11 protein-coding genes are annotated in these 12,806 nt (G+C 47.8%); 10 read left to right on the top strand and 1 reads right to left on the bottom strand.

The window, feature by feature from the left end; genetic code table 11:
- Positions 1 to 20 precede the first annotated feature (20 nt).
- Together AADZ70_RS08900 and AADZ70_RS08895 are read left to right on the top strand one after the other, a co-directional pair.
- Positions 21 to 2,378, top strand: coding sequence for an endonuclease MutS2 (locus AADZ70_RS08900; protein WP_342008000.1), 2,358 nt, complete (start codon positions 21 to 23; stop codon positions 2,376 to 2,378).
- A gap of 16 nt (positions 2,379 to 2,394) precedes the next feature.
- Entirely contained in the window at positions 2,395 to 2,799 is a 405-nt protein-coding gene (locus tag AADZ70_RS08895) for a DUF350 domain-containing protein (RefSeq protein WP_003152541.1), read from the top strand.
- A gap of 138 nt (positions 2,800 to 2,937) precedes the next feature.
- Here AADZ70_RS08895 and AADZ70_RS08890 read toward each other — a convergent pair whose 3' ends face one another.
- Positions 2,938 to 3,615 carry a DUF2711 family protein gene (locus AADZ70_RS08890; protein ID WP_342007999.1) on the bottom strand — a complete coding sequence of 226 codons (678 nt, stop codon included), beginning with the start codon at positions 3,613 to 3,615 and terminating at the stop codon, positions 2,938 to 2,940.
- A gap of 103 nt (positions 3,616 to 3,718) precedes the next feature.
- On the opposite strand from AADZ70_RS08890, the gene AADZ70_RS08885 reads away from it, so the two are divergent.
- The 8 genes from AADZ70_RS08885 (at position 3,719) to uvrC (ending at position 12,760) form a co-directional block, all read left to right on the top strand.
- A complete protein-coding gene (locus tag AADZ70_RS08885) occupies positions 3,719 to 5,407 on the top strand; it encodes an AMP-binding protein (RefSeq protein ID WP_342007998.1) in 1,689 nt (562 codons plus the stop codon).
- Positions 5,408 to 5,495: 88 nt separating this feature from the next.
- The gene (locus tag AADZ70_RS08880; RefSeq protein ID WP_014470798.1) at positions 5,496 to 6,080 is read left to right on the top strand and encodes a TetR/AcrR family transcriptional regulator; all 585 of its coding nucleotides are present in this window, start codon (positions 5,496 to 5,498) and stop codon (positions 6,078 to 6,080) included.
- A gap of 13 nt (positions 6,081 to 6,093) precedes the next feature.
- Positions 6,094 to 6,873 (top strand): enoyl-CoA hydratase, encoded by a 780-nt coding sequence (locus AADZ70_RS08875; RefSeq protein WP_316098343.1) that lies wholly within the window; start codon positions 6,094 to 6,096, stop codon positions 6,871 to 6,873.
- Positions 6,874 to 6,886: 13 nt separating this feature from the next.
- Entirely contained in the window at positions 6,887 to 7,660 is a 774-nt protein-coding gene (locus tag AADZ70_RS08870) for an electron transfer flavoprotein subunit beta/FixA family protein (protein WP_342007997.1), read from the top strand.
- A 31-nt stretch (positions 7,661 to 7,691) separates the two neighbouring features.
- Positions 7,692 to 8,669, top strand: coding sequence for an electron transfer flavoprotein subunit alpha/FixB family protein (locus tag AADZ70_RS08865; protein ID WP_045925249.1), 978 nt, complete (start codon positions 7,692 to 7,694; stop codon positions 8,667 to 8,669).
- Between the two features lie 214 nt (positions 8,670 to 8,883).
- On the top strand, positions 8,884 to 10,374 hold the full coding sequence (locus AADZ70_RS08860) for an alpha-N-arabinofuranosidase (protein WP_342007996.1): 1,491 nt from the start codon (positions 8,884 to 8,886) through the stop codon (positions 10,372 to 10,374).
- A 151-nt stretch (positions 10,375 to 10,525) separates the two neighbouring features.
- On the top strand, positions 10,526 to 10,840 hold the full coding sequence (gene trxA / locus AADZ70_RS08855; RefSeq protein ID WP_003152560.1) for a thioredoxin: 315 nt from the start codon (positions 10,526 to 10,528) through the stop codon (positions 10,838 to 10,840).
- A gap of 147 nt (positions 10,841 to 10,987) precedes the next feature.
- On the top strand, positions 10,988 to 12,760 hold the full coding sequence (gene uvrC, locus AADZ70_RS08850) for an excinuclease ABC subunit UvrC (protein ID WP_016938660.1): 1,773 nt from the start codon (positions 10,988 to 10,990) through the stop codon (positions 12,758 to 12,760).
- Positions 12,761 to 12,806: the final 46 nt, after the last annotated feature.

Raw genomic sequence — 12,806 nt, 5'->3', positions numbered from 1 at the left:
GTAAGGAGGACCATAAAACCGTGCAGCAAAAAGTGTTATCATCACTTGAATTTCATAAAGTAAAAGAACAGATTACCGCACATGCCGCCTCATCGCTCGGCCGGGAAAAGCTTCTGCAGCTGAAGCCTTTGACGGATCTCGCCGACATCCAAAAACAGCTGGATGAAGTCGAAGAAGCATCCGCGGTCATGCGCTTAAGAGGCCATGCCCCGTTCGGCGGGCTGACCGATATAAGATCGGCTTTGCGGCGGGCGGAAATCGGCAGTGTGCTGACTCCGGCGGAATTTACCGAATTGTCCGGGCTGCTGTATGCCGTTAAACAAATGAAGCACTTTATCAGCCAAATGACAGATGACGGCGTCAGCATTCCGCTGATACAGGCCCATGCAGAAGAACTGATTACATTGGGCGATTTGGAAAGGGAGATTAACTCCTGCATTGACGATCACGGCGAAGTGCTTGATCATGCATCCCCCGCCCTAAGAGGAATCCGGACGCAGCTCAGGACGCTTGAATCAAGAGTGAGAGACCGTCTTGAATCGATGCTGCGTTCATCTTCCGCTTCAAAAATGCTGTCTGACACCATCGTTACGATTCGGAATGACCGCTTTGTCATTCCGGTCAAACAGGAATACAGATCAAGCTACGGCGGAATTGTCCACGATACATCTTCATCCGGTGCGACGCTTTTTATTGAACCGCAGGCGATCGTAGATATGAACAACTCGCTTCAGCAGGCGAAGGTAAAAGAAAAACAGGAAATCGAACGGATTCTCCGGATGCTGACGGAGCATACGGCTGAACACACACATGAAATCGCTAAAAATGTAGAAGTACTGCAGACATTGGATTTCATTTTCGCCAAAGCGAGATACGCAAAAGCAATGAAGGCGACAAAACCATTCATGAACGGAGACGGCTTTATCCGTCTCAAAAAAGCGCGCCATCCGCTGCTGCCCCAAGATCAAGTCGTTGCCAACGATATTGAACTGGGCGGAGATTATTCAACGATCGTCATCACGGGACCGAATACGGGTGGTAAAACCGTTACGTTAAAAACACTCGGGCTGCTGACGATAATGGCGCAGGCAGGATTGCACATACCGGCTGATGAGGGATCGGAAGCCGCCGTATTTGACAATGTGTTTGCCGATATCGGAGATGAACAGTCGATCGAACAAAATCTGAGTACGTTCTCATCCCACATGGTCAATATCGTCAGTATTTTAAAAGAAGTGTCTGAAAACAGCCTTGTGCTGTTTGATGAACTCGGTGCCGGAACAGACCCGCAGGAAGGGGCGGCGCTTGCCATGAGCATTCTTGACGAAGTCCACCGGACAAACGCCAGAGTGCTTGCGACAACCCATTATCCGGAACTGAAAGCATACGGATATAACCGGCAAGGCGTCATGAACGCCAGCGTTGAATTTGACATTGAAACACTTTCGCCTACCTATAAGCTCCTGATCGGAGTACCTGGCCGAAGCAACGCATTTGAAATTTCAAGACGCCTCGGCCTGCCGGAGCATATCATCGGCCAGGCGAAGTCAGAAATGACCGCCGAACACAACGAAGTCGATCTGATGATCGCATCGCTTGAAAAAAGCAAAAAAAGAGCGGATGAAGAGCTTTCTGAAACCGAATCAATCAGAAAAGAAGCAGAAAAACTGCATAAAGAGCTTCAGCAGCAAATCATTGAGCTGAACGCCCAAAAAGATAAAATGATGGAAGAAGCCGAACAAAAAGCGGCGGAAAAACTGGAAGCCGCCGCAAATGAAGCCGAACAAATCATCCGCGAGCTCCGGTCCATCAAGCAAGAACACAGATCCTTTAAGGAACACGAGCTGATTGATGCCAAAAAACGTCTCGGAGACGCGATGCCGGCTTTTGAAAAATCAAAGCAGCCGGAAAGAAAAACAGAGAAAAAACGCGAGCTGAAGCCGGGCGACGAAGTAAAGGTGCTCACATTCGGACAAAAAGGGGCGCTGCTTGAAAAAACCGGCGAGAAAGAATGGAACGTCCAAATCGGCATCCTCAAAATGAAGGTGAAGGAAAAAGATCTCGAGTTTCTCAAATCGGCTCCTGAACCGAAAAAAGAAAAAGCAATCACCGCCGTAAAAGGGAAGGATTATCACGTATCCCTTGAACTTGACCTCAGGGGAGAGCGTTACGAAAATGCCCTCAGCCGCGTCGAAAAATATTTAGATGACGCGGTGCTTGCCGGCTACCCGAGAGTGTCCATCATTCACGGAAAAGGCACGGGCGCCCTCAGAAAAGGGGTGCAGGATCTTCTGAAAAACCACCGCAGCGTGAAAAGCGCGCGGTTCGGGGAAGCGGGAGAAGGAGGATCAGGCGTAACGATTGTCGAACTAAAATAAAAAGGGAGAAAACGTCATGAATGCTTTTTGGGAAAATGAGCTTGTTGAAATCGCGGCTTATTACAGTGTGGCCGTCTTGTGTCTCGTCATTTTTCTGACCGTGTTTGAATTGGTGACATCCTATAAAAACTGGGTGGAAATCCAAAAAGGCAATCTTGCGGTGGCAATGGCGACCGGAGGGAAAATTCTCGGTATCGCGAATGTCTTTCAGCACAGCATCGCCCAGCATAATTCGCTTTTGCAAATGATCGGCTGGGGCGTATACGGATTTATTATGCTTTTAATCAGCTATTTTATCTTTGAATTTCTGACGCCCCGGTTTAAAATTGATAAAGAAATTGAAAAAGATAACAGAGCTGTCGGCTTTATTTCATTTGTCATCTCAGTCGGCCTGTCATTTGTGGTGGCCGCCGGGATTTAAGGGGACGGGGAAAAATGGAGAAGCTTGCGAAAGTGCTGCTGTCGGCAGCGGGAATTTTTCTGTTCATCGGACTTATTTATCTGGTCATGACATCTTAATACTGAAAAAGGGCTGCCGAATTGAAATCGGCAGTCTTTTTTATTGAGAATACCAGTTTATGCTCATCGTATCAGAGCAAATGACGGCTTCCCAATTCATGGCGCGGATAACAGACAGCATGTCTTGATCCTCCATGAGAAAGAGTGTTGTGAAAGAATCGTACACACTCATAAAAGCAGCGCGCCGCTTTACCTCGGCAATCATCATGTCAGCCTGCAGCAGTCCGCATACATCCGAAGGCGACATTTGCTTGAGCGAAAATAGGCCTTCCGCTTCGATCGGCTCATAAAAAGTGCAGCGCTCAATGCCTTTTGAACGAAACACGTCCAAGAGTCCCGGTATCAAAAATGGCGAAGTGACATCATCGCTCGGCAAGTACAGATCGGGATGATGAAGCCGATTTAACAGCTCGGCGGATTCAGGATGTGCATATTCATCCCGCAGTGCCATGACAGCGGTCATAAGGAGAAGCGCCATCTCTTTTTCAGAGCGCAGTCCGCAAATGGTCATGGCGGTTTTCCAGGAAACGGGTCTGCCCGTTGCGATGATCTCCTCATCACTCGGATAGATATGCTCAAAAGGCCGCTTGCGCTTTTGCGCTTCCCACCCATCCGGCATTCGGACAAAGGGATGAAGCAAAAAGGCGGCTGAAGTAAACGGCTTCGGCAGCTGGCGCAGGATAGGAACTCCCTCTTCAAAATGCAGTGTTTCCAGCAAACTCAACACCTCCTGAACTCGAAAATCACATGAAACGCTTTCCAATTCCAATCAGCCTTCTGCTATAATAATAGCGTATAGGAAAACAGAAGGGAGAGGTTTTATGCAGTCTGAAAAGCCATGGCTTTCTCAATATCCCGAAGAGATTCCGCATGAGCTTGAATTTACCGGTCAAACCCTGCCATCCAATCTGACAAACTCCGCAGCTCAATTCCCGAACCATACCGCCATTTATTTTCTCGGAAAAAAACTCACATTCCAAGACGTTCTCACAGATTCATTAAAGCTAGCCGCTTTTTTACGCAAAACAGGCCTGAAAAAAGGCGACAGAGCCGCCATTATGCTGCCCAATTGTCCGCAGTCGGTCATCGCATTTTACGGCGTATTGTTCGCCGGGGGCATAGTCGTTCAGACCAATCCTCTCTACACGGAACACGAGCTTGAGTATCAGCTGCAAGACAGTTCGCCGCGCGTGATCATCACCCTCGATATGCTGTTTCCGAAGGTGATAAAAATGAAAACGTTGTCAATCGTTGAACGCATTATTACAACCAGTATCAAAGACTTTTTGCCGTTTCCGAAAAATATGCTTTATACACTCACGCAAAAAAAACAAGTGCATATCGATTACGACGGACATGAACAGATTCACAGCTTAGCGGACATTTTAAAAAATGAAAAAGCGGAGAAGGCGGAGGAATTTGATATTGATCCTGAGCATGACATCGCCGTGCTTCAATACACGGGCGGAACAACCGGCTATCCGAAAGGCGTCATGCTCACGCACAAAAACATTCAGGCCAATACAGAGATGGGCGCCGCCTGGATGTACAAAATGAAAAAGGGAGCCGAAAAAGTGCTCGGCATCGTCCCTTTTTTTCATGTGTACGGATTAACCGCCGTGCTGAATTTTTCCATCATGCAGGGGTGTGAAATGATTCTGCTTCCTAAATTCAATCCTTTGGATACCTTGAAAACAATCGACAGGCAAAAGCCGACAGTTTTTCCGGGAGCTCCGACGATTTACATCGGGCTTTTGCATCATCCGGAACTGAATCAATATGATTTGTCCTCCATAAAAAGCTGTCCGAGCGGTTCAGCGGCGCTCCCGGTCGAAGTCAAACAGAAATTTGAAAAAGTGACCGGCGGAAAGCTTGTGGAAGGCTACGGATTATCCGAAGCATCACCGGTGACCCATTCAAATTTCATCTGGGGAAAAAATAAGCCCGGCAGTATCGGCTGTCCCTGGCCCAATACCGACGCCGGAATCTATTCAGAAGAAAAACGCGGGCTTGCGGAGCCGTATGAACACGGCGAGCTGATCATAAAAGGCCCGCAGGTTATGAAAGGCTATTGGAACAAGCAGGAGGAGACGGCCCGTGTCATCAGAGACGGCTGGCTGTTTACCGGAGATATGGGGTATATGGATGAGGAAGGATTTTTCTACATCGCCGACAGGAAAAAAGACATCATCATTGCCGGGGGATACAACATTTACCCTCGTGAGGTGGAAGAGGCGCTGTATGAGCATGAAGCCGTTCAGGAAATCGTCGTAGCGGGAGTGCCTGATTCCTATAGAGGGGAGACGGTGAAAGCATTTGTCGTTTTGAAAAAAGGCGCCGAAGCGGATGCCGATGAGCTTGATGCGTTTGCAAGAGAGCGGCTTGCGCCGTACAAAGTCCCGAAGCTGTACGAATTCAGAAAAGAGCTTCCGAAAACGGCCGTCGGAAAGATATTAAGAAGGCGTCTGGTCGAAGAGGAAGATGCTTCCCATGAAAACAAGGTGCCTTAAAAGAAAAACTTGACAAAATCGGGAATCCTTTTTATCATGAAGTTATGAATGAATAGTCATTCATTTATTGAAGGAAGGAACGATGACATTGAACCAAAAACGGCCAAAGTATATGCAGATCATTGATGCAGCAGTAGAAGTCATAGCGGAAAACGGCTATCACCAATCACAGGTGTCCAAAATCGCCAAGCAGGCCGGCGTTGCGGACGGCACCATCTATTTATATTTCAAAAACAAAGAGGATATACTCATTTCTCTTTTTAAAGAAAAGATGGGCCAGTTCATTGAACGCATGGAAGAAGAAGTGAAAGAAAAAACGACGGCAAAAGAAAAACTCGCTCTCGTCATTAAGCAGCACTTCACACTGCTCGGCAATGACCGCCACCTCGCGATTGTGACCCAGCTTGAGCTCAGACAGTCGAATATCAAGCTGCGCCTGAAAATCAATGATATTTTAAAAGGTTATTTAAACATGCTGGACACCATTTTGACCGAAGGAATCGAGTCGGGCGAATGGAAAGACAATCTCGACGTCCGCCTCGCCCGGCAGATGATATTCGGGACGATAGATGAAACAGTGACAACATGGGTGATGAACGATCAGAAATATGATCTTCCGGATTTGTCAGACAAGGTATTGGAACTGTTGGTGTCAGGGATTCATCAAAATTAAAGGGGGTTGACGGATGAACAGCCTTTCAGTGGCGGTTGAACAATCTGTCGCGGTGATCACCATCAATCATCAGCCGGCCAACGCGCTGTCCGGTGCGGTTTTAGCTGAATTATCCGGTCTGTTCGACCGGTATGAAACAGATGACAGCGTCAGAAGCATCATCATTCGCGGAGAGGGGAAATTTTTTTCGGCGGGCGCCGATATAAAGGAATTTACGTCGCTTGATGATCTTGAGCAGTCTTCTGCCATGGCGGATAAAGGCCAGCAGCTGATGGAAAGAATTGAAGGGTTTCCGAAGCCCGTTATCGCGGCGATTCACGGCGCTGCACTCGGCGGCGGTCTGGAGCTTGCCATGGCCTGCCATATCAGAATCGCCACATTGGATGCAAAGCTCGGCCTGCCCGAGCTGAATCTCGGCATTATTCCGGGCTTTGCCGGGACGCAGCGCCTGCCCCGGTACGTCGGCACGGCGAAAGCGCTTGAGATGATCGGCACTTCAGAACCTGTGACCGGAGAAGAAGCGCTCAGCCTCGGGCTTGTCACAATAGGCGCCGAAAATGAAGAGGAGCTGCTGGAAAAGGCGAAAACGCTAGCGGGCAAGTTTGCGGAAAAAAGCCCGCAGTCGATGGCTTCCCTGCTTGAGCTTCTTTATTCAAACAAAGTCTATTCTTATGACGGCGGCTTAAAGCTCGAAGCAAAGCGCTTTGGGGAAGCATTTGCATCAGAAGACGCAAAAGAAGGCATTCAGGCATTTCTAGAAAAAAGAAAGCCTCAATTCGGTGGGCGAAGATAAAGGGGATAAGAATATGAATCTATTTGTACTGATGAAACGGACGTTTGACACAGAAGAGAAAATCGTCATTGAAGCAGGAAAGATTCAGGAAGACGGAGCCGAGTTTATCATTAATCCGTATGATGAATACGCCATTGAAGAAGCGATTCAGCTGAAAGAAGAGCACGGCGGAACCGTTACCGCCGTAACCGTCGGCGGAGAAGATGCGGAGAAAGAACTGCGCACCGCTCTTGCGATGGGGTGCGACCAGGCGGTGTTAATCAATATTGAGGATGACCTGAGCGATCCCGACCAATACTCCATTTCCACGATCTTATATCACTATTTCAAGGACCGGGAATATGATCTGATTCTCGGCGGAAATGTCGCGATCGACGGCGGTTCCGGCCAAGTGGCGCCAAGGCTTGCCGAGCTGTTGAACATTCCTTGCGTCACAACGATTACAAAACTGACAATCAGCGGCGATGAAGCTGTGGCAGAGAAAGACAACGAAGGGGATACCGAAGTCATTAAAACCTCACTTCCTTTAGTCATCACGGCACAGCAAGGCTTAAACGAGCCGCGCTATCCGTCACTTCCGGGCATTATGAAGGCGAAGAAAAAACCGCTGGAAGAGCTTGAGCTCGATGACCTCGGCATTGATGAAGATGATGCTGCCCCGAGGCTCAAAACGATCGAACGTTTTCTCCCGCCGCAAAAAGAAGCGGGCAAACTGATCGAAGGAGAAGCCGCTGAGCAGGCGAAGGAGCTTGTCTCACTGCTGAGAAAAGAAGCCAAAGTCGTATAAACCGATATTAAAGAAACTGGGGGATGTCAGAATGGGAAAAAAAGTGATCGTACTCGGAGAAATTCGTGACGGCGCCTTACGGAACGTCACCTTTGAAGCCATAGCCGCAGGCAAAACCATTTCCGGCGGAGGAGATGTCATCGGCGTGCTGTTGGGAAAAGGCGCGGCTGATGCAGCATCAGAACTCATTCAGTACGGCGCCGATAAAGTATTTACGGCCGATGCAGCGGGACTTTCTCAGTATACGGCGGACGGATATGCCGCGGTTCTCGGGGATCTGATCGAAAATGAAAAGCCCGATGCGGTTATTTTCGGCCATACTTCTATGGGAAAAGATTTGTCACCGAAGCTTGCGGCACGGTTTGAAACGGGATTGATTTCAGACAGCACGGATGTAAGCGTTACCGGAGACAACATCGTATTTACAAGACCGATCTATTCCGGCAAAGCCTTTGAACAGGTGATTTCAACCGATCCTTTCATCTTGGCGACAATCCGTCCGAATAACATTCAGGCATTAGAAAGAGATGCAAGCCGCACGGGTGATATTGAAGAGCTTGCGGTCCCGCCGGCAGATTTGCGGACGGTCATTGAAGAAGTAGTTAAAAAAACAGCGGACGGCGTGGATTTATCAGAAGCGAAAATCATCGTTGCGGGCGGCCGCGGGGTAAAAAGTAAAGATGGGTTTGAACCGTTAAAAGAACTTGCCGAAGTGCTGGGAGCAGCGGTGGGCGCTTCGCGCGGCGCGTGTGACGCGGATTATTGCGACTATTCTCTTCAAATCGGCCAAACGGGGAAAGTCGTTACACCGGATTTGTATATTGCCTGCGGGATTTCCGGAGCGATTCAGCACTTGGCGGGGATGTCAAACAGTAAAGTGATCGTTGCCATCAACAAAGACCCGGAAGCGGAAATATTCAAAATAGCGGACTACGGAATTGTCGGCGATTTGTTCGAAGTGGTTCCGCTCCTGACTCAGGAATTTAAAAAGGCCAATATTCATTCATAATCAAAACCCTCTGGCTTCATTTGTCAGAGGGTTTTGGTTTGTGATGATTGGTTCGCACAAATTATGCATTGGCAAAATAACAGATTGACATGTACGAACCAATATAATAAGCTTTCTGTAAAGCGCTTACAATATTATCCTTTCAGCATACATCCCAGATACATAGATTGGCTGTAGTGCTTTCATTCTTATTAAGGGAAAGGAATGATCAAGTATGTCTCACAATACGGCAGTCATTCAAACGGATATCACACGGGGAACCATTAACAAAAACATATACGGACATTTCGCGGAACACTTAGGAAGAGGCATATATGAGGGCATCTGGGTCGGAAAAGATTCCGATATTCCGAATACCGGCGGAATCAGGACGGATGTCGCCTCCGCCCTCAAACAGCTCCAGATTCCCGTTCTCAGATGGCCCGGCGGCTGTTTTGCTGATGAATATCATTGGGCAAACGGCGTAGGGGAACGAAAAACCATGCTGAATACCCATTGGGGCGGAACGATTGATTCAAACGAATTCGGCACGCATGAATTTATGATGCTTTGTGAACTGCTCGGCTGCGAACCGTACATCGCCGGAAACGTCGGCAGCGGAACGGTTAAGGAAATGGCTGATTGGATTGAATACATGACGTTTGAAGCGGGCACGCCGATGTCCGACTGGAGAAAGGAAAACGGGCGGGAAAAACCGTGGAAGCTCAAATATTTCGGTATAGGAAATGAGAACTGGGGCTGCGGCGGAAACATGCATCCTGAGTATTATGCCGACCTTTACCGGAACTTTCAAACCTATGTCCGCAATTACAGCGGGAATGAAATCTATAAAATTGCCGGCGGTGCGAATGTCGATGATTACCGCTGGACAGAAACATTAATGAAAAAAGCCGCTGATCTCATGGACGGGCTGAGCCTGCATTATTACACAATACCGGGCGACTTCTGGAAGGGAAAAGGGTCAGCGACCGAATTTACGGAAGATGAATGGTTCATCACGATGAAAAAAGCGGCTCATATGGATGAATTGATTACAAGGCACAGCGCCATTATGGATCAGTACGATCCGGAAAAAAGAGTCGGTCTGATCATTGATGAATGGGGCACATGGCTTGATCCTGAGCCTGGCACGAATCCGGGCTTTTTGTATCAGCAAAATACGATCCGCGACGCGCTTGTCGCCGCCACACATTTTCACATTTTTCATCAGCACGCAGACCGTGTGCAGATGGCCAATATCGCGCAAACCGTCAACGTCCTTCAAGCAATGATCCTGACAGAAGGGAAAAATATGCTGCTGACGCCGACATATCATGTGTTTGATATGTTTAAGGTTCATCAGGACGCTTCTCTTTTGGCCGCAGAAACAAAAGCGGCCGAATACGAATGGAAAGACGGCCGGCTCCCGCAAGTCAGCATTTCGGCGTCCAAACAGAAAAACGGCGGCATACATATCAGCATTTGCAATATCGATCATTTGCACAAAGCTGACGTGAAGATTGAACTGCGGGGCATGAAAAAGACAGGGAAGCCTTCCGCGACGATTCTGCATGCTGAAAAAATGAATGCCCGCAATACATTCAGCAGCCCGGAAAACGTCAAACCGAAGCCGTTTTCCAGGTTTACGCAGAAGGGCGGAAACCTGGAGGCGGAGCTTCCTCCGATGGCGGTTGTATTAATCACGCTGCCGGCGGGTTCATCTTAAGTTTTGAACGCCTGCTGATCGGTTATCATACATTCTATAAATAAGATTATTTTCGGCGGGTTCGGGAGAAAATAATATAAGCATTAAATTAGCATGAACGAATGGGAGATGCTATACTAAAAATCATCATTTGACATTGGAGGAATAACAAATGGCTATCGTAAAAGCAACTGATCAATCGTTCTCAGCTGAAACAAGTGAAGGTGTCGTATTAGCTGATTTCTGGGCTCCTTGGTGCGGACCTTGTAAAATGATCGCGCCCGTTCTTGAAGAGCTTGATCAAGAAATGGGAGACAAACTGAAAATCGTCAAAATCGACGTGGATGAAAACCAAGAAACTGCCGGTAAATACGGCGTCATGAGCATCCCGACACTTCTTGTGTTAAAAGACGGAGAAGTGGTTGAAACATCTGTCGGCTTCAAACCGAAAGAAGCCCTTGAAGAGCTTGTAAACAAACATCTGTAAGCCGAAAGTTTCCGTTACGGCTACGGCAGGGCGATTCCTTTAAAAGGGATCGCCTTTTTTGATCTTCCAAAAGCTGAGAATGGAGAAAAACAAATGTTCGTGATACACTGAATGGACACAAGAAATGAATGTAAGGAAGGGTAACGTATGAATAAACAACTGAAAGAAAAGCTGGCCCTCCTTCCCGATCAGCCGGGCTGTTATTTAATGAAAGACCGTCAGAAAACAGTCATCTACGTGGGGAAAGCGAAAGTGCTGAAAAACAGGGTGAGATCCTATTTCACCGGTTCTCACGATGCAAAAACCCAAAGGCTTGTGACGGAGATTGAGGACTTTGAATATATCGTGACTTCCTCCAATCTTGAAGCGCTTATTTTGGAAATGAATCTGATTAAAAAATACGATCCGAAATACAATGTCATGCTGAAAGATGATAAAACCTATCCCTTTATTAAAATCACCCATGAACGCCATCCGCGGCTTATTGTCACCCGCAATGTCAAAAAAGACAAAGGGCGCTATTTCGGCCCGTACCCGAATGTACAGGCGGCGCGGGAAACGAAAAAACTGCTGGACCGCCTTTATCCGCTCAGGAAGTGCTCGAATCTTCCGGACCGTGTCTGTCTCTATTACCATCTCGGACAATGCCTCGCTCCATGTGTAAAGGATATTTCCGAGGAGACAAACCGCGAGCTTGTGGAAGACATCACCCGCTTTTTAAAGGGAGGGCATAACGAGGTCAAAAAAGAGCTTGAAGAGAAAATGGCAGAGGCGGCGGAAAAGCTTGAATTTGAACGGGCTAAAGAATTCCGCGATCAGCTTGCTTACATCGAATCGACGATGGAAAAGCAGAAAATGACCATGAATGACCTTCTGGACCGCGATGTGTTCGCTTATGCGTACGATAAAGGCTGGATGTGCGTCCAAGTCTTTTTCATACGCCAAGGAAAGCTGATCGAACGCGATGTCAGCATGTTTCCGATGTACCAGGAAGCGGATGAAGAATTTCTGACCTTCATCGGCCAGTTCTATTCGAAAAACAATCACTTTCTGCCTAAGGAAATTCTGGTACCTGACAGCGTTGACAGAGACATGATCAGCGAGCTTTTGGAAACCGCCGTGCATCAGCCGAAAAAAGGCCCGAAAAAAGAACTGCTTCTGCTTGCTCACAAAAACGCGAAAATCGCCCTGCGGGAAAAGTTCTCATTAATCGAGCGGGATGAGGAACGGTCAATCGGAGCAGCCGAACGGCTCGGCGAAGCATTGAACATTTACACGCCGCACCGGATTGAAGCGTTTGACAACTCCAATATTCAAGGCACAAACCCTGTATCGGCCATGATTGTCTTTATTGACGGAAAACCGAATAAAAAGGAATACCGCAAATATAAAATTAAAACCGTAACAGGGCCTGACGATTACGGATCAATGAGAGAAGTCGTCAGAAGAAGATATTCGAGGGTGCTCCGCGAAAATCTTCCGCTGCCGGATTTAATCATCATTGACGGCGGAAAAGGGCAGATTAACGCGGCGCGCGACGTGCTCGAGAATGAGCTCGGCCTTGATGTCCCGGTAGCGGGATTGGCGAAAGATGATAAACACCGAACATCCAACCTTCTGATCGGCGACCCGCTAGAACCGGTATTTCTGGAGCGGAACAGCCAGGAATTTTACCTGCTTCAGCGCATTCAGGATGAAGTTCACCGTTTTGCGATCAGCTTTCACAGACAGATCCGGGGAAAAAGCGCCTTTCAATCCGTATTGGATGATATCCCGGGGATCGGCGAAAAACGCAAAAAAATGCTCTTAAAGCATTTCGGTTCTGTCAAAAAGATGAAGGAAGCAAGTCTTGACGATATCAAAAAAGCCGGTGTGCCGGCTGCGGCCGCTCAGCTGCTGTTTGAAAAATTGAAAAAATAGTATTGTGCTTTTCTGAAAAGTCTGCTAGAATGTGAACTAATTTCAT

Source organism: Bacillus sp. YBsi01 (assembly GCF_038406745.1).
Taxonomy (GTDB): domain Bacteria; phylum Bacillota; class Bacilli; order Bacillales; family Bacillaceae; genus Bacillus; species Bacillus siamensis.
This window is presented reverse-complemented; position numbering and strand designations above follow the sequence as displayed.